Genomic DNA, 22783 nt, shown 5'->3' with positions numbered 1-22783 from the left:
TTTCACCCAATGCTGGAACCGGTTCCATTATTGCGGAAGTTGAGGTAATCTATGAAAATAAGCTTTACAAAGCCAGATGGCATAACAGAAGAGGAGTATCTGGAACTGGGGAAAAAAGTTCAGAACAGTCCATGGCGGCAAAGCTATCATATTCAGCCGGTTACCGGGCTTTTGAATGATCCCAATGGTCTTGCGTGGTACAATGGCTACTATCATTTGTTCTATCAATGGTTTCCGTTCGGACCTGTTCATGGAACCAAGTACTGGTATCATCTTCGTTCAAAAGACCTTATTATCTGGGAGGATTTAGGAATTGGGCTGGCACCGGATCAAAGCTTTGACAGCCATGGCGTCTATTCTGGAAGCAGTATAAAAAAAGATGGACTTTTGTATCTGTTATATACCGGCAATCACAGAGATGATGACTGGGTAAGGCACAGCAGCCAGTGTCTTGCAGTTATGGATCAGGAAGGCAGAATCCGGAAAGAAACCTCCCCCCTGATACAAGAGCCGCCGGAAGGAATTACTGAGCATTTCAGAGATCCAAAAGTATGGAAGGGGAAGAATGGTTATCTGATGATAACTGGTGCACAGACTATCGCACAGACAGGCACGGCATTGATTTATCAAAGCTCTGATTTAAAGAAGTGGAAGTATCGGGGTGAACTGACAGTTCCATGGAAGTCCAAAGCTTATATGTGGGAATGTCCTGATTATTTTGAGGCAGATGGCTCTGGCATTTTAATGATGTGTCCCCAGGGAATGGAAACAGAGGAGTCCGGGAATTCCAATATTTATGAATCAGGATATCTGATAGGGAGTCCTATGGATGAGGAGACATTAATCTTTGATGGAAACCGTTATGAGAAGCTTGATTATGGTTTTGATTTTTATGCACCTCAGACCTTTTTAGATTCTTTGGGAAGAAGAATCTTGTTTGGCTGGATGGGACTGCCTGAAATTTCATATCCTACTGACCGGTATGGCTGGGCCCACTGCCTGACAATTCCCAGAGAACTGACAATTGCAGAGGGGCGTATAAGACAAAATCCGGTGAAGGAAATGGAACTGCTTAGAAGTGAACCGGTCTGTGAGACCATTCTCATGGAAGATGAAAGCTATCAGGACGTAAGATTTTATGGAAGACATTATGAGCTGATGGTTCAGATCATAAATCAGACTGCAGGAATTTTTGAGATGCGTGTAAGGCAGAATAAACAGGAACAGACAACCATCCGGTATTCTGGCAAAGACCAGATGATATGTGTGGACCGAAGTGCTTCCGGAGAAGTGTTTGCGAAAGACTACGGCAGTTTCCGTAAAGCAAGGCTTAAGAACGGGTTGAGAGAGCTTCGGATATTTTCAGATGAATCCTCATTAGAAATATTTGTTAATCAGGGAGAGGTATGTTTTTCATTAAGGATTTTCCCCAAGGAATCAGGTGTTGAGACGGTATTTACAGCAAGAGAGGGTTCTGTAAAAGCAACAATTCAGAAATGGAATTTAAAAGTTTAGTTTAGAATGGAGTGTAATCATGAGCAATAAAAATCTGGCAGAAAAGATTGTGGAAAATATTGGAGGAAAGGAAAATGTGCAGAGTCTGACTCACTGCATGACCAGACTGCGTTTTGTTTTAAAAAATGAAGATAAGGCAGACAAAGAAGCTTTGGAGAAGTTAGATATTATGCAGGTGGTACGGGGCGGGGGCCAGTATCAGATTGTCATCGGGACCAATGTAAAGGATGTATATGAAGAGGTAGTAAAACTGACAGGAGAAGGAAACAGCGGTAAAGCTGATGAAGGAGGAAAGGAACAAAAGCTGTCAGCAAAGATTTTCAATGTGATTTCTGGAAGCTTTACCCCCATTATACCGGCTATATTAGGCTCCGGTATGCTAAAGGCGTTGCTTCAGATTCTTGTTTCAGCAGGGGTAATGCAGTCGTCATCAGGAACCTATGCAATTTTAACAGCTGCCTCAAATGCAGTGTTTTATTTTCTCCCGATTATTCTGGGAATAACATTTGGGACCCGCATGAAAGTGAATCCTTACATATCCGGTGTCATTGGAGCAGCCCTTCTGGAGCCAAACTATACCAGGCTTTTAACAACAGCCGGGGGGCAGACGGATTTCATGCATATACCGGTGGTATTAATGGACTATTCCTCTACCGTTTTCCCGGTAATACTGGCAATCTGTACCTATGTCCTCATTGACAGGCTGCTAAAAAAGATTATTCCAGGCGTATTTCAGGTGTTGTTTGTTCCCATGCTGTCTCTGATGCTGGTGGTGCCTATCACATTAATTGTGTTTGGACCTTTTGGTATTTATACAGGCACGTTCATTTCCAATGTATTAACAATTGCCCTGGGGAAAAATGCGGTTCTTACAAACATTGTTTTTGGTTTCATAGGGATTCCTACGGTTATGCTTGGACTTCACTGGGCGCTCATTCCTGTTATTATTAATAATTTATCCACAGCGGGTCAGGATTTTCTTCTTCCAACCGTTCAGGCGACGGCTTATGCTGGTGCAGGAGCGGCACTGGGCGTATTTTTTAAAACCAAAGATATCAAGTTAAAAGAGCTGTCATTCTCTGCATTTGTGCCTGCTTTTTTAACAGGAATTACAGAGCCTGTAATTTACGGAGTATTCTTTAAATTCAGACGGGGGCTGTTATATGCAATGTCCATGAGTGCTGTGGCAGGCGGTCTTTGCGGAATTTTCCATATATACGCTTCTCAGATGGCAGGAGGTATTATGGTTATTCCTTCCTATACTCCGGCTGTCAGCTTCGCAATTGCCATGGCTGTTGCATTTGGGGGAACATTTCTTCTGACTTATATATTTGGTTATGAATCTGCGGGGAAAGATACGGGAACGTCCGCAGGAACAGGTTCGTCACAGGAAAGCCTGACGGTGAAAAAGACAATGACTGCACCAGTAAAAGGAAAAGTTGTTAAACTTAGTCAGGTTGCAGATGAAGTTTTTTCATCAGGCACATTGGGAAAGGGAATTGGAGTGATTCAAGCCAGTGATGAGATTCTTGCGCCGGCAGATGGAGAGGTGGTTTCTGTATTCCCTACAAAGCATGCAATTGGGATTAAAACGGAATACGGCGCAGAGATGATCATTCATATTGGAATTAATACGGTTGAGCTTAATGGAAAATATTTTGATATTTTTGTGCGGGAAGGAGATAAAATCACCTCCGGCCAGGTGATTGGAACCGTGGCATTTGATAAAGTAAAAGAGGCGGGATATGATACGACTGTGATGCTGATTGTGACGAATACGGATCACTTTCAGGAAGTGAAGATAATGGAGCCGGGCAGCTTGAAAGACCCGGTAATCCAGGTTGAGTAGGAGGAATGGATAATGATAGTAAGAGAAGTCGTTAACAGTATCATCAGGGAGACAGGGGTGACTCTGGATCCGGAAAAAACCGTGGACCAGATCATTATCGGTGATCCGGATACGGAGGTTACTAAAATTGTCACTTCGTTTATGGCGACCGTTGATGTGATTTCAGAGGCGGTCAGACTGGGAGCCAATTTCATCATTACCCATGAACCGACCTGGTTTAATGGAAGGGATCAAAAAGAATGGCTATTCAATGATCCGGTTTATATAAAAAAGAAGCAGCTGATCGAAGAAAACCACCTTGTAATCTGGCGGTTTCACGATTATATGCATGCGGTTTCTGAGGATATGATTTATCAGGGCTTTGATCAGGACATGGGCTGGAGCGATTATAAAGAAAGAAAAGAATTCAGAAAAGAGGAGAAGAATCCTCTGCTGAAAGCCCAGGTGTGTTATCAGATTCCGGAGATGAAGCTTAAGGAGCTGGTGATGAAAGTGAAGAATTCTCTGGAGGTGAAATGTGCAAGAGTAATTGGTAACCAGGAGGGAATCTGCCGCCGTGTCGGTGTACTGGTGGGAGGCGGCAGCCTGGGGCTTGGCGACGAGAAAAATACCATGGATTTCATGCGCAGAGATAATATAGATACAGTTATATGCGGAGATATCACAGAATGGACGCTAAGTGCTTATATAAGAGATGCTTCCATGCTTGGGCTTGGTAAATCCATGATTATTATAGGTCATGAAAGAAGTGAGGAGTCCGGAATGAAACATCTGGTGAGCTGGCTGAAACAGCTTCTTCCGGAGCAGACCGTTTACTTTATTGATGCGAAAGAACCCTTTGATTATTTGTAATTTCGTTGTAGTTCCTTTCATTATTCTTGTGTTATAATGTTTATAAGATACGGACAGTAGTACTTATGGAAGAATGAAAGGGATGAGGGTAATGAGAATTTTATTGGTGGAAGATGAACCGGATTTAAATGGACTGCTTGTAAGAAAGCTTAAGCTGGACCATTATACGGTAGACTCCTGCCTTAATGGGCTTGAAGGACTGGAGTATCTTGAGAAGACAGATTATGACGCTATCATACTGGACACTATGATTCCGGGACTGAGCGGACCTGAGCTGTTAAAGAAAATCCGGAGCCAGGGAAAAAGCACACCGGTGCTGTTAATGACTGCAGGGGGAAATATGGAGAATTTTGTAGGCAGTCCGGAGGCAGGGGCGGATGAATATCTGCAAAAGCCATTTTCCGCATACGAGCTTTTAACGAAAGTAAGGGGCATGGTAAGGCGTCACTACGGAGATATCAGCAATATTTTTGAGGTTGGTGATTTAACGGTTAACTGCGATGCCCGCAGAGTCATAAGAAATAAACAATTTATTCGTCTTTCCTCCAAAGAATTTTCAATCCTGGAATATTTAATCCGCAATACCGGGGTTGTGTTATCCCGCGATAAAATCAGCCAGCATATATGGAATTATGATTTTGAAGGTGAATCCAATATGGTTGATGTATACATTCGGTATTTAAGAAAGAAAATCGATGAAGGACAGCCGGTAAAGCTGATTCATACAGTTAGAGGAGTGGGGTATGTTTTAAGGGTTGCTGGCAATGCAAGAAGATAAAACAGGGCAGAAATCAGGTGTATCTTAATCTGATTTCTGCCCTGTTTTTTTCACGAATTCGGGACTTTTTAACAGACCATTGCTCATGAAACTGCTAAGAAGCTGAGCCATTCTTTCTATATCAGGTTGTTCTTCCGTTGTAAAGCAATATGTTATCATTCCAATAATAGCTGACATTGCAAACTCTAAACCGTATTCCAGTATGTAATCATCTGTTTCGGTGGACTGAAGTATAGGACGTACCAGGTCTTTGTATGTATTTTTCATTTTATCCCTAAATGCCGGATCGCCGTTTTTCCCCAACAGGACGATAAGATATTGTTTGTTTTTACTAAACACTTCCACAAGATGCCTGATTGGGAAATGTATGCTTTTTATTTGTGTAATTTTTTTGTGCTTTTCAATATCTGGTAAAACAGAAGCTTCAATTTGCTCCAGCACATCGTAGACGTCAGTATAATATTCATAAAATGTACTTCTGTTATAACCTGCCTTTTCTGTAATGTCTTTTACTGTGATCTTTTCGATCCGTTTTTCACAGTAAATCTGCCAGAATGCATCTGATAAGTTTTGTTTTGTCTGCTTTGTGATTTCAGGTTGCTTTTTCAAAAAATCCCTCCCACGCTTTTAAATCCAACAGATGAACCATGATTGTTGGTTGATGAAGAATCTTAATAACATTACAATATGATAATACAACAGATTGTTGGATTAAGTAAAGTTAAAAGTTTAAAACAAGGAGGCTTTCAAATGACAGAAAGTATAGCAAATGATTCCAAAAAGCAAAAAGATAAGCTTGATCCTATGCTGATCAAAGTATCAATAATCCTGGTGTTTGGTACTCTTGCACCGTTGTTGGATTCGACAATGGTGAACGTAGCCATAAAAACAATAGCGGGCGAATTAAAAAGTACTGTTTCCGTAATTCAGTGGGTTATAACTGGATATGTACTTGCAATGGCAATAGCTGTTCCCATTTCCGGCTGGGCGATTAATCGTCTTGGCGGTAAGCGGCTGTATGAATTCTCACTGGCTATGTTTCTTGCAGGTTCCATTTTATCATCACTGTCATGGAATATAGGAACTCTGATCGGGTTTCGGCTCTTGCAGGGAATTGGCGCAGGTTTATTGATGCCGACCATGACTAACATGCTGGTTCAGATTTCGGGGGGCCGAAATATAGGACATATGGCGTCAATTGTCAGCCTGCCCATGCTTCTGGCGCCGATTCTGGGACCGGTTCTTGGGGGGATTATCGTAAACAGTCTGGGCTGGCGCTGGATCTTCTATGTCAATATTCCGGTGACCATTATCGCTTTATTGCTGGCTTTCTGGGGTATACCAGCAGATAGTCCTGCAAAGGAGAAACAGCCTCTTGATATTGCCGGCATTCTTTTGCTGTCCCCGGCGTTTGCCTTACTCATTTATGGAATTGCGCAGACAGCATCACATGATGGATTAAACAGCAGTGCAGTACTTGTTCCGGTGTTAACAGGACTGATAATGATGGCCGTATTTGCTTTTTATGCCTTACATACGAGAATTTCACCAGTACTTGATCTGCATCTGTTCAAGTCAGGCAATTTTTCTGCTACATCTTTTTTGCTATTTATGTCAGGAATTATAACAAATGGCGGAATGCTTCTGCTTCCGTTATTTTATCAGCAGGTGCGTGGTGAAAGCGTTCTCTATGCCGGGCTTATGCTGATTCCTCAGGGAGTTGGTATGTTACTTACAAGAACCCAGATGGGTAAACTGACAGACCGTATAGGAGCACGGCCAATCGTTATGGTCAGTCTTATAATCACGGCAGTTGGTACTGTGCCATTTGTTTTTGCCGATTCCGCAACAAATGGGATCCTGTTAGCTGTGGCACTTTTAATAAGGGGGGCTGGTCTTGGAGGAGTATTCATCCCGCTCATGGTCTCTGCGTATGTGGGATTAAACGGCGAGCAGATTCCTCATGCAAGTATTGCTACAAGAATACTGCAGACAATCGGCGGCGCATTCGGGTCTGCAGTTTTTGCAACAATTGTAGAGCACCAGTTAGCCAGCCGCTCTGCAGCAGGGATACACAATGCTGCAGGTGCGTATAATTATGCTTTTGGGTGGTCTGCCGGATTTACAGTGGCAGCAGTGATTCCTGCTCTGTTTCTGGCTGTGTATAAACAATCGGAGGCTTAGGCGGACCATTTCCGGCCATATTCACGGCTCAGTGCGATCAGTGCCTTTATGGCCGGTGAGATCCATTTCTTTTTATGATAAACAATCTGGGTAAAAAAAGTAAGATCTGTCTCAATAAACTTTGTGCGAAGGCTTCCGCTTTCGCTTTCTTTTTTTACGGAATAATAAGGCAGGTATGAAACACCAAGACCTGAGGATACATATTTTTTGATTGCCTCCACACTGGATGTTTCCAGTATATTGGCAGGGACTGTGTGATGCCTTTGCAGATACCGGTCAAATTCCTGGCGGTAGGTGCATTCCTTTTCTGTGTAAAGCACCATTTGCCCGGATTCAGGTAAAAAATCCTGCTGTGTATGTCCGGCTGGTGCGATCAGGCACATTCTTTCCTGGGAAAGCAGTTCCGTGCACAGATTCGGATCCATGCATTCTGGCTGAAGAACAAAACTGATATCCAATTGTCCGGCAGATAAATCCTTTAACAGCAGTTCGCAGGGACTGTTGATCATACGGACTTCCACCTGAGGATAAGCAGATTTATAAGCCATGATAAGAGGGTGTAAACGGTACAGTGTCAGGGACTCAGGGGCACCGATCCGTAAACAGCCCCGGGGGGCAGTATCGCTTCTGCCTAACTGCTCCAGGGCGTCGTATTCCTGTAATACAGAATTGGTATGTTCCAGCAGCTGTTCTCCGAATGCAGTAAGTTTAAGCGCTTTTCCGGTACGGTCAAAGACAGGACAATTGTAATAGGATTCAATTGCGCCAACCTGGAAGGTCAGGGTTGACTGGGCATATCCCAGGGCCTGGGCCGCTTTTGTATAGCTTCCCAGCTCTGCTATTTTCACCAATGTTCGTAAATTTCGTATTTCTATCATATTGTAATCCCCCTTCCGGTTCTTCTCCCATTATTTTATCATCAATAATTTTGAAGTCAATATTTAATAACTTCAATTATACAAAAGTGAGTTTTTTTATTATGATGGATATGACAGAAGGGAGAGAAATTTATATGAAGAAAAAATTGAATGTTTTTACGGTAAGCGGACTGATGACAGGACCGATTCTGGGGTCCGGCATTATCTTTCTGCCGCCTCTTGCTTACGATAAACTGGGACAATACGCTATTTTTGCCTGGTTGATCATGATGTCACTGAATTGTTTGTTTGCATATGTTTTTGCAAAAATGACAATTACTGCATCGGATAACCGTGGGATCAGCGCGGTGGTCGGAGATACATTTGGTACCAGATTTGGAGCTCTTGCTGCCAATTACCTTACGGCTGCCGTCTTTTTCGGGCCAGTTGCAGTGGCGCTGACTGCTTCAGAGTTTATTCTGCCGGCTGGTAATGAATTAAATACATGGAAAGCAGCCGGTGCGGTTCTTCTCATCTGTGCAGTCATTGTGATATCGGGGGTCTCCATTATGGGGAAATTCATGCTGGTTTTATCCAGCATAACAGCAGGTCTGCTGCTGGCAGGCAGCGGAGCAACGCTATTTCAGTTACCGGCTCTTACCGTACCTGGCAGTCTCCCTGCGCCAGGGGACTTTGGGCAGACACTTCTGCTTATTTTCTGGGCGATTGTAGGCTGGGAGATACTGGGCAATTATGTTGAGGATGTGGAGAATCCGAAACTGACCATCATGCGTGCCATGCTGATCAGTCTCACAGCAGTTGTCCTGGTTTATCTGCTAACGGCTTTTGCATTTCAAAACAGTCCCAGTCATTCCATGCCGGATCTGCTGATTCCGGTGACAGGCAGATTTTCAAAAGTCGTTTTTTCCGGGCTGGCCGCAGGTCTTTGCATCTGCACTATTTCCACTTTTACAGGGGGTGTTGTCCGGCAGACAACGGTACGTTTTAAAAATGCGGGATTGCCGGAGATTTTTCATCATAAATGGATGATCGCTCTGATGCTTCTCATTGTGGATTATATCGTTCTTTTTCTTCATGCAGCTGGGATACTGTCTTTTCAAAACATTATAGGCATTGCAAATGCCATGTTTATCGGCAATGCGGTTCTTGACCTTGCCTGTGGTTTTAAACTCCTGAATCATATTCTGATTCGGATAGGAATAGGAATCCTGCTGTTTTTACTTTTGTTGATTTTCCTGTTTTCGTCAGGTTATGCGCTGGTGCTGTTTCTGGTAATTACCTGTGCAAGTCTGATCTTACCGGTTCCCATCCGTAAACCGGTATTCTGATCTCTGGTGGTTGAAAAAGTCTTGTACTTTTTATTTGCAAATGTTATAATCCTCCCAACATACAAAACGAGAGAACGATGGAGTCTCAACTGCACAGAAGTCAGTTGTGGCTCCTTTTGCATTTTTCAAACAGCTGTAACCAGAGAGAAGGAGGAAGATATATGAATGATAAAAGTAAATTTTTTGCAATTGCCATAACCAGAACCTGCGGAAGCGGCGGAGGAAGCTATATAGGTAAAAAACTGGCTGCTGATTATGGAATTGATTATTACGATAAAAAAATTCTGAAGCTGGCTACAGAGGATGGGGGAGTGAACAAAACCATATTTGAAGAAACAGATGAAAAAATGAATAAGACAGTGTTGTATCAGGCATTTAAAAAGGTATATAATGGAGAGATCATCCCTGCAGAGAGCGGAAATTTCTTATTAGATCAGAGTTTATTTAATTATCAGGCAAAGGTATTAAAAGAGCTGCTTAACCGGGAATCGTATGTATGTGTGGGAAGAGCGGCTGATTTTGTATTAAAGGAGGAACCCAATGTAGTGTCCGTTTATCTGGACGCTTCCTATGAGTTCCGGGTAAAGCATGAGATGGCAAGACAGGGAATTTCGCAAGCGGAAGCAAAGCATTACATTGACCAGCTGGACCGGTACCGCAATGCCTATTATCTGTATCATACCGGAAAACAGTGGAAAAACCCGCGGAATTTTGACCTGTGCCTGAATACGGAGCGTCTGGGATTTAATAACTGTACAGATCTGATTGAAGAATATATCAGGATGAAATTTGGCATTTGCCCGGAAAAAAAGGAGAGGTTATGAAAGAGCTTGCTTATTATGACGGAATAATAGCAGCACCGGAGGAGCTGATGGTTCCTTTTAATGACAGAGTGCATTTTTTTGGCGACGGAGTTTATGATGCAACGGTGGGAGGTAATCACCGCATTTATCTGCTGGAAGACCATTTAGACCGTTTCTATTCCAGTGCAAATGCTCTGGACATACGGATTCCCATGGCAAAGAAGGAACTTGGAGAGCTTTTGACAGAGCTTTTAAAACAGGTGGAAGGGGAGACTCATTTTGTCTATTGGCAGATCACCAGAGGTGCTGCTCCCAGAAACCATGTATATGACGGTCAGATGACCGGAAAGCTCTGGGTTATGATCCGCCCCAGCCAGCTGCGGGACCCGGATGTACCAATCAGTCTGATTACAGCAGAGGATACCCGTTTTCTTCACTGCAACATCAAAACATTAAATCTTCTGCCATCCGTCATGGCATCCCAGAAGGCTGATAAGCTGGGAGCCCAGGAAACTGTGTTTCACAGGGGGGAGATAGTGACAGAGTGCGCCCACAGCAATATTTCCATTCTAAAGGACGGAATCTTCTATTCCCACCCCAACGACCAGTATATTCTGCGTGGAATCTCCAAGTCCCATATGATTGAAGCTTGCTACCGCCTTGGAATCCAGGTTTTAGAGCGTCCCTTTACTCTTGAAGAACTGATGGCTGCCGATGAGATTCTTGTGACCTCCTCCTCTAATTTCTGTCTTCATGCAAAGGAAATTGATGGGGTGCCAGTAGGAGGAAAAGATCCGCTGCGATTGAAACAGATACAGAATGAGGTGGTTGAAGAATATTTAAGATATACAGGGAAGAAAAGTATGTTTGATGATATAAGAAACTAAAAGTAAATCCCCCGGAGATCCGGGGGATAATTGCTTATTCTGACATGGAATCTGCGATGGTATTAGCCAAAGCTGCGATTTCAGACAGCTGATCCTCTTTCACAGAAGATTTTACAGTAATGGTCTGATCCAGAATCGTCATATTTTTCATTCCGGAGATGATTTCGGTCATTTTCTTGCCTGCCATAACGCCCCAGGTTCCATTCTCAATCAGAGCAACGGTACGGTTTTGTACGTTGTGAGACTTCATATCCAAAAGCAGATGTTCCATGTTACTGAAGATGCCTGCATTGTAGGTTGCAGAAGCAAATACCAGATGGCTGCAGCGGAACGCCTCTGAGATGATATAGGATGGGTGAGTTACGGATACATCGTACATAACGATATTGCGGATTCCACGTTCTGCAAGGCGGCACGCCAGGATATTGGCAGCATTCTCCGTGTTGCCGTAAATGGAACCGTATGCAATCATGATTGCTTTTTCTTCCGGTTTGTAGCTGCTCCAGGTGCAGTACTTGTCCATGTACCAGCAGATATCAGAGCGCCATACCGGTCCGTGAAGAGGGCAGAGAAGCTGAATATCCAGATCTTCTACTTTCTTTAATAATGCCTGGGTATTGATGCCGTATTTGCCCACGATGTTGGAATAGTATCTTCTGGATTCATCAAGCCATTCCCGCTCAAAATTCAGTTCGTCAGCAAAGAGATTGCCGTTCATGGCCCCAAAGGTACCGAAGGCATCTGCTGAAAACAACATCTTATCTGTGGAATCATAGCTAACCATTACTTCCGGCCAGTGTACCATGGGAGCCAGGTAGAAGGTAAAACTGTGCTTTCCTGTTGAGATGGTATCCCCTTCCTTTACTATAATAGCTCTGTCATCCACTCCGAATTCATAAAACTGGTTGATGATGGGGATCGTCTTCGCATTACATACGACTTTGACGTCCGGATATTTCCGAACCATATCTCCCAGGGTCGCGCAGTGGTCCGGTTCCATGTGATTAACAAAAATATAATCCAGATTCCGTCCGTCTAAAACTGCTTCTACATTCTCTAAAAACTGTCCGGTTATGGCTCTGTCAACCGTATCAAACAGTACGGTTTTCTCATCCAGCAGAACATAGGAATTATAAGAAATTCCCTTGGGAATGGGATATGCATTTTCAAACAGTGCCAGACGGCGGTCACTTCCGCCAACCCAGAACAGATCATCGTTAATTTTTTTGATACAGTACATGTTGCAGCCTTCCTTTCTATTGCTCGTTCTAGTATCTTGTATAAAGTATACTATATTTTTAACAAAATGTCATGACCTTTTTCTATAAAAATACTAGGGATTAGGGACTTTTCCCAAACCGCACTTTTTATTAAGACAGGCAAAATGAAATCTGTTATAATATGGTTCAAACATGGAGGTGAGATGCATGGATGAAAAGAAAAAAATAGTCAGTAAGATCATTGATTATGTTGAAGGAAATTTATCTGCACCAGAAAGACTGAAGGTGGAGGAAATTGCACGTCATGCCGGTTATTCCAGATTTCATATTAACCGGATGTTTTCAGAAGTAACGGGCTGTACCATTCACCGCTATATTAAGGAACGAAGGCTTAGTGAGGCTGCAAAAAAGCTGGTTATGGATGAGGATTCCATTGCAAAAATCGCTCAGGATGCGTTATATCAGTCCCAGCAGGCATTTTCTTATGAATTTAAAAAGGTATATGGATGTACGCCTTTGACATACAGAAAAGCAAGAATTAACAAAGAACTGAGGAGAAAAGCAGTGGTGGCAAAACACTTTGCAGGCTGGAGGTGCGCAGCGTGAATATGGTTCCTTATGTAATCGAGCAGACTGGTTTGGGAGAGCGCAGTTATGATTTGTTTTCCCGCCTTTTAAAGGACCGGATTATATTTCTTGCAGAAGAGGTAAACGATGATTCGGCGAAACTGATTATAGCGCAGCTGCTTTTTTTGGAATCTCAGGATCCGGGGAAGGATATTTCCTTTTACATTAACAGTCCGGGAGGCTCAATCACCGCAGGCCTGGCAATTTATGACACCATGAAGTACATCCGCTGTGATGTAGCTACTATCTGTCTGGGACTGGCAGCCAGCTTTGGGGCATTTCTTCTGGCAGGAGGAACGAAGGGCAAGCGGTCTGCTCTCCCCAATGCGGAGATCATGATCCATCAGCCCGGCATATCCGGAGGGATTGGGGGGAAGGCGTCAGATATCTTTATTTTCTCGGAAAAACTGCAGAAAGACAAGAGACGATTAAACCGGATACTTGGGGAGAATACCGGTCATTCGGAAGAAGAGATTGAACGGGATACAGACAGAGATCATTTTATGTCTGCAAAAGAAGCAAGAGAGTATGGAATTATTGATGCAATTGTAGAAAATAAAAATAAAAAATAAAGTCAGCCTGAGGGGTTTAATCTAAAAAAAGGATTGAACCCCTTTCCGTTTTTTGCTACAGTAAGACGTATGAAAGGAGGCGAGAAGGAATGAAGAATGAAAAAGAAGCAATATTGGTAAGTGCGTGTCTTTTAGGAGCAGACTGCCGTTATGACGGTAAGAATGGAAAAGATGAAAACGTCCTGGCACTGCTTGATCAGTACCATCTGATTCCTGTCTGCCCGGAACAGCTGGGAGGTATGGGAACGCCACGGCCTCCGGCTGAGCGGTATGGTGAAACTGTGATTAACCGGCAGGGGCAGGATGTAACCGCCTTTTTTGTAAAAGGGGCGGAAGAAACCTTAAAGTTTGCTGAAATTTACAGATGCAAAAAAGCAATATTAAAAGAACGCAGCCCCTCCTGCGGTCATGGAATGATTTATGATGGAACGTTTTCCGGGGAAAAGATACCGGGGAGCGGGGTTACTGCAGCATTACTGGAGAAAAACGGAATTGAAGTGATTGGGGAGAGCAAAATCCAGTCTCTGAAATCCGGATCGGACAATTAATCAGGTACAGTAAGGAGTATATCATGAAAACAGAGATAACGAGACAACAGGCCTTGCAATTACTCATAAAATATAATCAGGAGCCATTTCATCTTCTTCATGCGCTGACGGTGGAAGGAGCCATGCGGTGGTATGCGAAGGAACTGGGCTATGAGGAGGAAGAAGATTTCTGGGGGCTGGCAGGTCTTCTCCACGATGTGGATTTTGAGAAGTATCCAGAGGAACACTGCACAAAAGCGCCGGAACTTTTGAAAGAAATCGGTGCTGAAGCGGAGTTGATTCATGCCATTTGCAGCCATGGGTACGGAATCTGTTCTGAGGTAGAGCCAGAGCATGAGATGGAGAAAGTTCTTTTTGCAGCAGATGAACTGACCGGTTTAATCGGTGCAGCTGCCAGAATGCGTCCTTCCAAAAGCGTGATGGATATGGAAGTGTCCAGCTTAAAGAAAAAATATAAGGATAAAAGGTTTGCGGCGGGCTGTTCCAGAGATATTATAGAGACCGGTGCAAATAATCTGGGCTGGCCTCTGGAGGATCTTTTTGAAAAAACAATACTTGCCATGCGTTCCTGCGAGGAAGACATAAACCGGGAGGTGGAAGCTTTGAAGGGAAAATAAAACCTGTGACAATCTTTAATTTCACAGATGTCTACAAACGGCAGGATTTCTACAAAAAGATTCCCTATGACTGGGTTGACTGTACGGATTTATCCGGTGTCCATGGATTTTGTGACGGAGCATCCTTAACGGAAATTGAGAGGAGAGCTAAAAAAGCGGGAGGCAGCTTCCGCTTTCTGGACTGCGGAAATTTTCATTATGTCAGCTATGTTCTCCAAAAAAGCTGTAAAGAGCCGTATGACCTGGTTGTATTTGATCATCATGCAGATCTTATGACATCCAGTTTTGGAAGTCTGCTTTCCTGCGGAAACTGGATTCGGCAATTATTAGCGGAAAATGCTTTTTTAAAGCAGGTTATTTTAATCGGTGTGTGTGACGAGCTGGCTTATGCAGTGAAAGAGGAGTTTAAAGACAGGGTGAAGATCTATCCGGAATCCCGGATGTCACAAATGGAGTGGGTTTGGGATTTTGCAGCATTATTGAAGGAACCGGTGTATCTGTCGATTGATAAAGATGTATTTTCTTCCAGTGAACTGACTACGGACTGGGACCAGGGAAGTATGACACTGGCACAGCTTAATCAGGCATTGCAAATGATCTGCAGGAAAGAACCTATACTGGCAGTGGATATCTGCGGGGAATATAACAGCATCAGCGGAGGAAACAGACCGATTGAGGAATTGGATAAACGAAACAGTCTTGCCAATGAAGCAATTTTGGAGATGTTTCTGGAAAAGAGAATTTATGCATAATGATGGAAAATTATACATAATTAGCGAAAACCACTTGACAGCTGGTGACAATTAAGATATTATTTCCGTTAAATATGTAGATATTAACCTGTATCAGAGGAGAAAGACGCCATGAAAAAAGTTGTGAAATTCGGAGGAAGCTCTTTAGCCAGCGCCATGCAGTTTGAGAAAGTGGCAAATATCATCCGTGCTGACAAGAGCAGAAAATATGTAGTTCCATCTGCACCGGGAAAGAGAAACGTCAAGGATGAAAAGGTAACAGATCTGCTGTATCAGTGCTATGATGCGGCGGCAGCAGGTAAAAGCTACAAAAGTATTCTGGAAAAAATCAAAGATCGTTACATGGAAATTATCAGCGGACTTTCCCTGGATATGAGTCTGGACGGGGAATTTCAGACAATAGAAAAGAACTTCTTAGAAAAGGCAGGGCGGGATTATGCAGCTTCAAGAGGTGAATATTTAAACGGTCTGATCATGGCGCAGTATCTGGGATTTCCATTTATTGATGCTGCAGAGGTAATCTTTTTCGACGAAGACGGCAATTTTTTAGCAGATCGGACCGACCAGGTTCTTTCCAAACGTTTAGGTCAGACTGAGACTGCAGTGATCCCCGGATTTTACGGCTCAAAGCAGGATGGTACCATAAAGACTTTTTCAAGAGGCGGCTCCGATGTGACAGGTTCGGTTGTTGCGAGAGCGATTCATGCAGACATGTATGAGAACTGGACGGATGTATCCGGCGTTCTGGTTGCAGACCCGAGACTCATTAAGGACCCGGAAGTAATTGAAACAATTACATACAGAGAATTAAGAGAGCTGGCTTATATGGGTGCCAGCGTACTCCATGAAGATGCAATTTTCCCTGTGAGAAAAGAGGGAATCCCCATCAATATCCGCAATACAAACAAACCGGAAGACAAGGGAACCTTAATCGTGGAAAGCACCTGCAGACAGCCCCGCTATACCATTACCGGAATCGCAGGAAAGAAAGGCTTTTGTTCTATTAATATTGAGAAAGCCATGATGAATGCGGAGGTAGGATTTGGGAGAAAGGTACTGGAGGTATTTGAAAATTACGGAATCAACTTTGAGCATATGCCTTCCGGTATTGATACCATGACGGTTTTCGTTCATCAGTCTGAGTTCGAGGAATATGAGCAGTCTGTTATTGCCGGAATTCACAGAGCGGTAGAGCCGGATTTTGTGGAGATGGAATCCGATCTGGCACTGGTTGCGGTTGTTGGCAGAGGCATGAAGGCGACCAGAGGGACTGCGGGAAGAATTTTCTCTGCTCTCGCCCACTCCAGAGTCAATGTTAAGATGATTGATCAGGGCTCCAGTGAGTTAAATATCATTATCGGTGTGAAAAACAGCGATTTTGAGGAAGCCATCAAAGCAATTTATGATATTTTTATCACCACTGAGGTTTAGCTCTTTTAAGAGAAGGCAGGCTTTATTAGTCTGTCTTTTTTATATGTAAAATCGTAAAAAAAACTATGGGACAGAAAACAAATATGTTACAATAGTAAGGAAAGCAACTATTGGTTCAATTGCAAATCTTATCATGCGGAGGAAAAATATGCAATATCGTGATTTTGGAAAGACAGGACTAAAGGTTTCAGCACTCGGGTTCGGAGCCATGCGGCTTCCTCTTACCGGAGAAAATCAGGTAGATGAGAAGCGTGCGGTAGCGATGATCCGCCATGCCATTGATCAGGGGGTTAACTATGTTGACACCGCTTATCCCTATCATGAGGGAGAAAGCGAGAGGATAGTAGGAGAAGCGCTGCAGGAGGGATACAGGGAAAAAACCTGTCTGGCAACGAAATGTCCGGTATGGAAGCTTGAAAAGGAAGAAGATTTTGAAGAAGTTTTAGACGAGCAGTTAAGCAAGCTAAAGACTGATCATGTGGATTTTTATCTGCTTCACGCTTTAAGCAGAGACCGGTTTGAAGAAAAGATTAAAAAACTGAAACTGGTGGAAAAAATGGAAAAAGCCAGAGCAGATGGAAAAATTAAATATATTGGTTTTTCCTTCCATGATTCATATGACGTATTTCAGGATATTATAGATTATTATGATGGATGGGATTTTTGTCAGATTCAGTATAATTATGTGGATCTGACACATCAGGCTGGCTTAAAGGGACTTCGTTATGCGGCTTCAAAAGGTCTTGCAGTAGTAGTTATGGAGCCACTTTTAGGTGGAAGACTGGCAAATCCCGCACCTCATGTAAAAGAAGCGTTAGGCAATGATAAATCCAGCGTTGAATATGCTCTTGACTTTATATGGGATCAGCCGGAAGTCAGCCTGCTTTTAAGCGGGATGAGCGATGAAAAACAGCTGGAAGAGAATCTTTTGTTTGCAGACAGAAGCTCTATTGGAATGGTATCGGAAGAAGAACGTGGGATGTACCAGAAGGCAAAGGAAATTTTTGATTCCATGGCACTTGTTGGCTGTACCGGCTGCCGCTACTGCGTTCCATGTCCATTTGGTCTTGAGATCCCGGAGATCTTCTCCTATTATAATATGACCGCAGCCCATAAAGAGGGAGAAGCAAAAAAAGGTTATGAAGGTCTGAAGATTAAGGCTGACAGCTGCAAAACCTGCCACAGATGTGAAAAAGAATGTCCGCAGATGATAAAGATCAGCCAGGTCATGCCGGAAGTAGCAAAGGTGTTTGAAAAGATACAGGCTTAACGGAAACCAGTAAGGAGGGACTGTTTATGCTGGAGAAAATTGATTTATCAAAGAAAATTGATAAGGAAACCTACAAAAAGATAAAAAAGGAACAAAGTGAAAAGCTGGGAATGCTGCAGCGGCAGTGTAAGGAAGCCGGGATCCCTGTTATGATCGTATTTGAGGGTATGGGGGCTTCTGGAAAAGGGACCCAGATCAACCACTTAATTCAGGCCCTCGATCCCAGAGGTTTTGATGTCTATGCCAATGATAAATCAACGGAAGAGGAGCGTATGCGTCCCTTCCTCTGGCGTTTCTTTACAAAGCTGCCCGCCAATGGAAGAATCGCTGTTTTCGACAGGAGCTGGTACCGCCAGGTAACCATGGAGCGTTTTGCAGGCAAGATTGCAGAACAGGATCTGCCTGCAGCTTTTCATGATATCCAATCCTTTGAACGGCAGGTCACCGATGACGGTATGGTGATTATCAAACTGTTTCTCTACATTTCAAGGTTAGAGCAGAAGAAGCGTTTTAAAAAGCTGGACAGCTCAAAGGAAACCAGCTGGAGGGTGTCAAAGGAAGACTGGAAGCGCAATACGGAATATGACCGTTTTATAGAAATCTGTGAAGAGATGCTTCAGAACACGGATATGGATTATGCGCCATGGACCATTATTGAGGCGACTGATAAAGACTTTGCCGCAGCCAAGATTATGTCCTGTGTGGCAGAGTGTCTGGAGGATGCGCTGAATAAAAAGCGTTTAAATGGAGGAACAAAGGAAAAGGATGTTCCTGTCCGCTCAGAGAGTTTTCAGGCAGGGGTGCTTTCCGGTGTGGATTTAACAAAGTCCATATCAAAGGAAGAATACAAGAAAGAGATCGACCGTCTGCAGAAGAAACTGGAATTTCTTCACAGCCAGATTTACCGTATGCGAATCCCTGTAGTGCTGGGGTTTGAAGGCTGGGATGCAGCAGGAAAAGGCGGAGCCATCAGACGTCTTACCAGCCATCTCGATCCCAGAGGCTACAAGGTCTATCCAACATCTGCTCCCAATGATACCGAGCGGGTTCATCACTATTTGTGGCGCTTCTGGAATCATGTGCCAAAGGCAGGGCATATCGCCATCTTTGACCGCACCTGGTACGGTAGAGTACTTGTGGAGCGGGTAGAAGGATTTTGTGCAGAGAGCCAGTGGAAGCAGGCTTATCAGGAAATTAATGAAATGGAAAATCATTTGGCAAATGCTGGTGCTGTTGTCCTTAAATTCTGGCTCCATATTGATAAAGATGAACAGGAAAAACGCTTTAAGGAGCGCCAGGAAGATCCGTTAAAGCAGTGGAAAATTACGGAAGAAGACTGGAGAAACAGAGAGAAATGGGATCAGTATGAATCGGCTGTTAATGAGATGCTGGTCCGTACCTCTACGACCTATGCTCCCTGGGTTGTAGTAGAAGGCAACTGCAAATATTATGCAAGAGTCAAAGTTTTAAAAACTGTGGTGGAAGCGTTGGAAGATAAGATAAAAGAAGTGAATAATCGTACCTGACCACTTGTGTTTTCCTCTCATTTCGTGTAAAGTAGGAGGAAGTGAAGTAAGGCAGGAGGAAAGGGCATGAATACGGTTCTAATCGTGGGCGGGGGCGCTGCAGGGATGCTGGCTGGAATAGCAGCAGCCATGAAGGGCAGTACCGTCCACATTTTTGAGAAAAATGAAAAGCTTGGAAAAAAAATATATATTACGGGAAAAGGCCGGTGTAATGTAACCAATGCCTGTGATACCGAGGAGCTGTTTGGTAACGTTGTGACCAATTCCAAATTTCTTTACAGCAGTTTTTACGGATTCACCAATTTCGATATGATGGAGCTTTTAGAAACCCTTGGCTGCCCGTTAAAAACGGAACGGGGAAACCGGGTATTTCCTGCATCGGACAAGGCTTCTGATGTGATAAAAGCATTAACTAACAGGCTGATGGAACTTGGGGTTACGGTGCATTACAAAAATAAAACGGAAAAACTGCTGATGGATCAGGGGACAGTGAAAGGGATTGTTGTAAGTGACAGCTCAGGGAAAAAGTCCTTTTATGGAGATCGTGTTATTATCGCCTGCGGAGGCTGTTCCTATCAGGCAACCGGCTCCACAGGAGACGGCTATGAACTGGCAAAAGGAGCCGGCCACACCATGACTTCCTTATCTCCTGCACTGGTTCCTTTTGTGGTGGAAGAACCTGTGATTAAAGAGCTTCAGGGACTTTCTCTGCGTAACGTAGAAGCTTCAGTTATGAAAGGCAGCAAGGTCATTTACAGAGAATTCGGAGAGATGCTTTTTACCCACTATGGAGTCAGCGGACCGGTTCTCCTAAGCGCCAGCAGCTATGCGGCAAAGGAACTGAGGAAGGGTCCTCTTACACTTTCCATTGACTTAAAGCCGGCCCTGACAGAGGAACAGCTGGATGCCAGAATTTTAAGAGATTTTGAAGCATCCATGAATAAGCAGTTTAAGAATGCCCTGGGTGGCTTATATCCGGCAAAGCTGATCCCTGTTATCATTGATTTTAGTGGAATTTCTCCGGAAAAGAAGGTCAATGAGATCACAAGGGAGGAACGGCAGTCACTGATTCGTGTAACCAAGGCGTTTACCATGACCCTGACTGCATTGAGGGGCTACAATGAGGCGATTATCACCCAGGGAGGTGTTTCCGTAAAAGAAATAAATCCTTCCACACTGGAATCCAAACTGGCTCCAGGTCTGTATTTCGCAGGCGAGGTTCTGGATCTTGACGCAGTCACAGGAGGATTTAACCTTCAGATTGCCTGGTCCACGGGCTGGGCGGCTGGCAGTGCGGCAGGAGAGGAGAGGAACGAAAGATGACAAACGTTTATAATATCGCAATCGACGGACCTGCCGGGGCAGGAAAGAGTACCATAGCCCGGGCTGTTGCTGAGAAGCTTAATTTTGTATACGTGGATACAGGGGCGATGTACCGTGCCATGGCCCTGCATTTTTTAAGAAATGGCATATCTGCTTCTGATGAAGCGGATATTTCCCTTGCTGCCGGTAATGCCAATGTAACACTGTCCTATGAAAACGGAGTACAGCAGGTGATTTTAAACGGAGAGAATGTATCAGGCCTGATCCGTTCAGAAGAGGTGGGAACCATGGCTTCCGCTGTATCCGTGCATTTAATGGTGAGAGAAAAACTGGTGGAGCTTCAGAAAGAGCTTGCGTCGCGGGAGAATGTAATTATGGATGGCAGAGACATCGGAACCTGTGTGCTTCCGGACGCGGATCTTAAGATTTATTTAACTGCCAGCAGCCAGGTCCGGGCAAAAAGAAGATATTCAGAGCTGAAAGAAAAAGGCCAGGAATGCAGCCTGGAAGAAATTGAACAGGACATTATCAGGCGGGATTACCAGGATATGAACCGGGAACATTCCCCATTAAAACAGGCAGAGGATGCGGTACTTCTGGATTCCTCGGATATGACAGCTAAAGAAGTAATAGACCGCATTCTTATGCTGTTTAAAGATAAACTGAAAGAGAGGAGCTGATGTATGGAAGTTATTGTAGCAAAATCCGCCGGATTCTGCTTTGGAGTTAAGCGTGCCGTTGACCAGGTGTACGAGCAGCTGAAACGGAACGATAAGCCGATTTATACTTACGGTCCCATCATTCACAATGAAGAGGTTGTAAAGGATTTAGAGGAAAAAGGCGTAAAAGTAATTGAAAATGAAGAGGAATTGAAAAAGATTCACGATGCTGTTGTGGTGATCCGGTCCCATGGGGCAGGAAAGCGCATTTATGATATCATGGAAGAAAACGGAATTGAAATTATCGATGCAACCTGTCCGTATGTGAGGAAGATTCACAGGATCGCCCAAGAGCAGAATAAAGAGGGCAGGCGCCTGATTATAATCGGGAATGAATCACACCCGGAAGTCGAAGGTATTAAAGGCTGGGGAAATGACAATACTCTAGTGGTGGAAACACCCGAACAAGTGGAAACATTGCCGCTCACCCAGGGAGAGAGGCTGTGTATTGTATCACAGACGACATTTAATTACAAGAAATTTCAAGATTTAGTTGAAAAAATTTCTGAAACGCGGTATGATATACTTGTTTTAAATACGATTTGCAATGCAACACAGGAAAGACAGGTGGAAGCAAAGCGGATAGCTTCAGAAGTGGATGCCATGATTGTTATTGGCGGAAAAAGCAGTTCCAATACCCAGAAGCTGTACGAGATATGCCGAAGGGAATGTAAGAATACTTACTATATCCAGACACTAGGTGATTTAGATCCTGATTGTGTAAATTCTGTGCGCAGCGTAGGTATTACAGCCGGGGCTTCAACCCCGAATCATATTATCGAGGAGGTTCATACTAATGTCAGAGTTAAGTTTTGAACAAATGTTAGAGGAATCATTGAAAACCATACGTACAGGAGAGATCGTCACTGGTAAAGTCATCGACGTAAAAGAAGATGAAATCGTCTTGAATATAGGGTACAAGTCTGACGGCATCATCCCGCGTAGCGAGTACACGGATGATCAGAATTTAAATCTTACAACCGTTGTACAGGTTGGAGAAGAGATGGAAGCGAAAGTCACTAAGGTGAATGACGGTGAAGGTCAGGTTGCTTTATCCTATAAGCGATTAGCAGCAGACAGAGGCAATAAAAGACTGGAAGAAGC

23 protein-coding genes are annotated in these 22783 nt (G+C 43.8%); 20 read left to right on the top strand and 3 right to left on the bottom strand.

The annotated features are described in order from the left end of the window. Nucleotides 1-51: 51 nt before the first annotated feature. The 4 genes from RZO55_RS17085 (at nucleotide 52) to RZO55_RS17070 (ending at nucleotide 4994) form a co-directional block, all read left to right on the top strand. Nucleotides 52-1515, top strand: a complete 1464-nt coding sequence (locus RZO55_RS17085; RefSeq protein WP_318065469.1) for a glycoside hydrolase family 32 protein — start codon at nucleotides 52-54, stop codon at nucleotides 1513-1515. Between the two features lie 19 nt (nucleotides 1516-1534). Continuing rightward, the gene (locus tag RZO55_RS17080; protein ID WP_318065468.1) at nucleotides 1535-3364 is read left to right on the top strand and encodes a beta-glucoside-specific PTS transporter subunit IIABC; all 1830 of its coding nucleotides are present in this window, start codon (nucleotides 1535-1537) and stop codon (nucleotides 3362-3364) included. A 12-nt stretch (nucleotides 3365-3376) separates the two neighbouring features. Further along, nucleotides 3377-4216 carry a Nif3-like dinuclear metal center hexameric protein gene (locus RZO55_RS17075; RefSeq protein WP_318065467.1) on the top strand — a complete coding sequence of 280 codons (840 nt, stop codon included), beginning with the start codon at nucleotides 3377-3379 and terminating at the stop codon, nucleotides 4214-4216. Between the two features lie 91 nt (nucleotides 4217-4307). Next, nucleotides 4308-4994 (top strand): response regulator transcription factor, encoded by a 687-nt coding sequence (locus tag RZO55_RS17070; protein ID WP_318065466.1) that lies wholly within the window; start codon nucleotides 4308-4310, stop codon nucleotides 4992-4994. A 24-nt stretch (nucleotides 4995-5018) separates the two neighbouring features. Here the strand turns inward: RZO55_RS17070 and RZO55_RS17065 are convergent, their stop codons facing one another. Next, entirely contained in the window at nucleotides 5019-5603 is a 585-nt protein-coding gene (locus tag RZO55_RS17065; protein WP_318065465.1) for a TetR/AcrR family transcriptional regulator, read from the bottom strand. A gap of 141 nt (nucleotides 5604-5744) precedes the next feature. Between RZO55_RS17065 and RZO55_RS17060 the strand changes: the two genes are divergently transcribed. Then, nucleotides 5745-7178 carry an MDR family MFS transporter gene (locus RZO55_RS17060; RefSeq protein ID WP_318065464.1) on the top strand — a complete coding sequence of 478 codons (1434 nt, stop codon included), beginning with the start codon at nucleotides 5745-5747 and terminating at the stop codon, nucleotides 7176-7178. On the opposite strand, the gene RZO55_RS17055 is transcribed toward RZO55_RS17060, so the two are convergent. Then, the gene (locus RZO55_RS17055; RefSeq protein ID WP_318065463.1) at nucleotides 7175-8056 is read right to left on the bottom strand and encodes a LysR family transcriptional regulator; all 882 of its coding nucleotides are present in this window, start codon (nucleotides 8054-8056) and stop codon (nucleotides 7175-7177) included. The two genes, RZO55_RS17060 and RZO55_RS17055, sit on opposite strands and share 4 nt — an antisense overlap. Nucleotides 8057-8190: 134 nt before the next feature. On the opposite strand from RZO55_RS17055, the gene RZO55_RS17050 reads away from it, so the two are divergent. The 3 genes from RZO55_RS17050 to RZO55_RS17040 all read left to right on the top strand — a co-directional run bounded on the left by RZO55_RS17050 (nucleotide 8191) and on the right by RZO55_RS17040 (nucleotide 11074). Continuing rightward, nucleotides 8191-9384, top strand: coding sequence for an APC family permease (locus RZO55_RS17050; RefSeq protein WP_318065462.1), 1194 nt, complete (start codon nucleotides 8191-8193; stop codon nucleotides 9382-9384). A 161-nt stretch (nucleotides 9385-9545) separates the two neighbouring features. Further along, nucleotides 9546-10208 (top strand): cytidylate kinase-like family protein, encoded by a 663-nt coding sequence (locus tag RZO55_RS17045; RefSeq protein WP_318065461.1) that lies wholly within the window; start codon nucleotides 9546-9548, stop codon nucleotides 10206-10208. Next, nucleotides 10205-11074 (top strand): aminotransferase class IV, encoded by an 870-nt coding sequence (locus tag RZO55_RS17040; protein ID WP_318065460.1) that lies wholly within the window; start codon nucleotides 10205-10207, stop codon nucleotides 11072-11074. Before RZO55_RS17045 ends, RZO55_RS17040 begins: the two co-directional genes overlap by 4 nt. A 34-nt stretch (nucleotides 11075-11108) precedes the next feature. Here RZO55_RS17040 and RZO55_RS17035 read toward each other — a convergent pair whose 3' ends face one another. Beyond that, on the bottom strand, nucleotides 11109-12314 hold the full coding sequence (locus tag RZO55_RS17035; RefSeq protein WP_318065459.1) for an FprA family A-type flavoprotein: 1206 nt from the start codon (nucleotides 12312-12314) through the stop codon (nucleotides 11109-11111). Between the two features lie 187 nt (nucleotides 12315-12501). Here RZO55_RS17035 and RZO55_RS17030 point away from each other — a divergent pair, with 187 nt between their 5' ends. The 12 genes from RZO55_RS17030 to RZO55_RS16975 all read left to right on the top strand — a co-directional run. Then, nucleotides 12502-12900 carry a helix-turn-helix transcriptional regulator gene (locus RZO55_RS17030; protein ID WP_318065458.1) on the top strand — a complete coding sequence of 133 codons (399 nt, stop codon included), beginning with the start codon at nucleotides 12502-12504 and terminating at the stop codon, nucleotides 12898-12900. Continuing rightward, nucleotides 12897-13493, top strand: coding sequence for an ATP-dependent Clp protease proteolytic subunit (locus RZO55_RS17025; protein WP_318065457.1), 597 nt, complete (start codon nucleotides 12897-12899; stop codon nucleotides 13491-13493). The genes RZO55_RS17030 and RZO55_RS17025 overlap by 4 nt, the downstream gene beginning before the upstream one ends. An 89-nt stretch (nucleotides 13494-13582) precedes the next feature. Next, complete coding sequence (locus RZO55_RS17020; protein WP_318065456.1) at nucleotides 13583-14041, top strand: 2-thiouracil desulfurase family protein; 459 nt, start codon at nucleotides 13583-13585, stop codon at nucleotides 14039-14041. A 23-nt stretch (nucleotides 14042-14064) separates the two neighbouring features. Beyond that, nucleotides 14065-14658, top strand: coding sequence for an HD domain-containing protein (locus RZO55_RS17015; RefSeq protein WP_318065455.1), 594 nt, complete (start codon nucleotides 14065-14067; stop codon nucleotides 14656-14658). A gap of 5 nt (nucleotides 14659-14663) precedes the next feature. After that, a complete protein-coding gene (locus tag RZO55_RS17010) occupies nucleotides 14664-15410 on the top strand; it encodes an arginase family protein (RefSeq protein WP_318065454.1) in 747 nt (248 codons plus the stop codon). Between the two features lie 111 nt (nucleotides 15411-15521). Then, nucleotides 15522-16841, top strand: a complete 1320-nt coding sequence (locus RZO55_RS17005) for an aspartate kinase (RefSeq protein ID WP_318065453.1) — start codon at nucleotides 15522-15524, stop codon at nucleotides 16839-16841. A gap of 148 nt (nucleotides 16842-16989) precedes the next feature. Then, on the top strand, nucleotides 16990-18111 hold the full coding sequence (locus tag RZO55_RS17000; RefSeq protein WP_318065452.1) for an aldo/keto reductase: 1122 nt from the start codon (nucleotides 16990-16992) through the stop codon (nucleotides 18109-18111). Between the two features lie 26 nt (nucleotides 18112-18137). After that, the gene (gene pap, locus RZO55_RS16995; protein WP_318065451.1) at nucleotides 18138-19637 is read left to right on the top strand and encodes a polyphosphate:AMP phosphotransferase; all 1500 of its coding nucleotides are present in this window, start codon (nucleotides 18138-18140) and stop codon (nucleotides 19635-19637) included. A 66-nt stretch (nucleotides 19638-19703) separates the two neighbouring features. Beyond that, nucleotides 19704-20960 (top strand): BaiN/RdsA family NAD(P)/FAD-dependent oxidoreductase, encoded by a 1257-nt coding sequence (locus tag RZO55_RS16990; protein WP_318065450.1) that lies wholly within the window; start codon nucleotides 19704-19706, stop codon nucleotides 20958-20960. Further along, nucleotides 20957-21640: a (d)CMP kinase gene (gene cmk, locus RZO55_RS16985; protein WP_318065449.1), complete on the top strand. Its 684-nt coding sequence runs from the start codon at nucleotides 20957-20959 to the stop codon at nucleotides 21638-21640. Before RZO55_RS16990 ends, cmk begins: the two co-directional genes overlap by 4 nt. Nucleotides 21641-21643: 3 nt before the next feature. After that, nucleotides 21644-22495, top strand: a complete 852-nt coding sequence (gene ispH / locus RZO55_RS16980; RefSeq protein WP_318065448.1) for a 4-hydroxy-3-methylbut-2-enyl diphosphate reductase — start codon at nucleotides 21644-21646, stop codon at nucleotides 22493-22495. Continuing rightward, on the top strand, nucleotides 22476-22783 hold a 308-nt coding region (locus RZO55_RS16975; protein ID WP_318065447.1), incomplete at its 3' end, for a S1 RNA-binding domain-containing protein. The genes ispH and RZO55_RS16975, both read left to right, overlap by 20 nt.

The sequence above is a fragment of the Clostridium boliviensis genome (genome assembly GCF_033342255.1).
Classification (GTDB): domain Bacteria; phylum Bacillota; class Clostridia; order Lachnospirales; family Lachnospiraceae; genus Lacrimispora; species Lacrimispora boliviensis.
Note: the sequence above shows the minus strand (reverse complement) of the source record. Positions and strands in the feature narration are given on the sequence as shown.

Excerpts from the sequence above, each read along its gene's own strand:
- RZO55_RS17085 (WP_318065469.1), top strand. The coding sequence starts at position 52 with ATGAAAATAAGCTTTACAAAGCCAGATGGCATAACAGAAGAGGAGTAT.
- RZO55_RS17080 (WP_318065468.1), top strand. The coding sequence starts at position 1,535 with ATGAGCAATAAAAATCTGGCAGAAAAGATTGTGGAAAATATTGGAGGA.
- RZO55_RS17075 (WP_318065467.1), top strand. The coding sequence starts at position 3,377 with ATGATAGTAAGAGAAGTCGTTAACAGTATCATCAGGGAGACAGGGGTG.
- RZO55_RS17070 (WP_318065466.1), top strand. The coding sequence starts at position 4,308 with ATGAGAATTTTATTGGTGGAAGATGAACCGGATTTAAATGGACTGCTT.
- RZO55_RS17060 (WP_318065464.1), top strand. The coding sequence starts at position 5,745 with ATGACAGAAAGTATAGCAAATGATTCCAAAAAGCAAAAAGATAAGCTT.
- RZO55_RS17055 (WP_318065463.1), bottom strand. The coding sequence starts at position 8,056 with ATGATAGAAATACGAAATTTACGAACATTGGTGAAAATAGCAGAGCTG.
- RZO55_RS17050 (WP_318065462.1), top strand. The coding sequence starts at position 8,191 with ATGAAGAAAAAATTGAATGTTTTTACGGTAAGCGGACTGATGACAGGA.
- RZO55_RS17045 (WP_318065461.1), top strand. The coding sequence starts at position 9,546 with ATGAATGATAAAAGTAAATTTTTTGCAATTGCCATAACCAGAACCTGC.
- RZO55_RS17040 (WP_318065460.1), top strand. The coding sequence starts at position 10,205 with ATGAAAGAGCTTGCTTATTATGACGGAATAATAGCAGCACCGGAGGAG.
- RZO55_RS17035 (WP_318065459.1), bottom strand. The coding sequence starts at position 12,314 with ATGTACTGTATCAAAAAAATTAACGATGATCTGTTCTGGGTTGGCGGA.
- RZO55_RS17030 (WP_318065458.1), top strand. The coding sequence starts at position 12,502 with ATGGATGAAAAGAAAAAAATAGTCAGTAAGATCATTGATTATGTTGAA.
- RZO55_RS17020 (WP_318065456.1), top strand. The coding sequence starts at position 13,583 with ATGAAGAATGAAAAAGAAGCAATATTGGTAAGTGCGTGTCTTTTAGGA.
- RZO55_RS17015 (WP_318065455.1), top strand. The coding sequence starts at position 14,065 with ATGAAAACAGAGATAACGAGACAACAGGCCTTGCAATTACTCATAAAA.
- RZO55_RS17005 (WP_318065453.1), top strand. The coding sequence starts at position 15,522 with ATGAAAAAAGTTGTGAAATTCGGAGGAAGCTCTTTAGCCAGCGCCATG.
- RZO55_RS17000 (WP_318065452.1), top strand. The coding sequence starts at position 16,990 with ATGCAATATCGTGATTTTGGAAAGACAGGACTAAAGGTTTCAGCACTC.
- pap (WP_318065451.1), top strand. The coding sequence starts at position 18,138 with ATGCTGGAGAAAATTGATTTATCAAAGAAAATTGATAAGGAAACCTAC.
- RZO55_RS16990 (WP_318065450.1), top strand. The coding sequence starts at position 19,704 with ATGAATACGGTTCTAATCGTGGGCGGGGGCGCTGCAGGGATGCTGGCT.
- cmk (WP_318065449.1), top strand. The coding sequence starts at position 20,957 with ATGACAAACGTTTATAATATCGCAATCGACGGACCTGCCGGGGCAGGA.
- ispH (WP_318065448.1), top strand. The coding sequence starts at position 21,644 with ATGGAAGTTATTGTAGCAAAATCCGCCGGATTCTGCTTTGGAGTTAAG.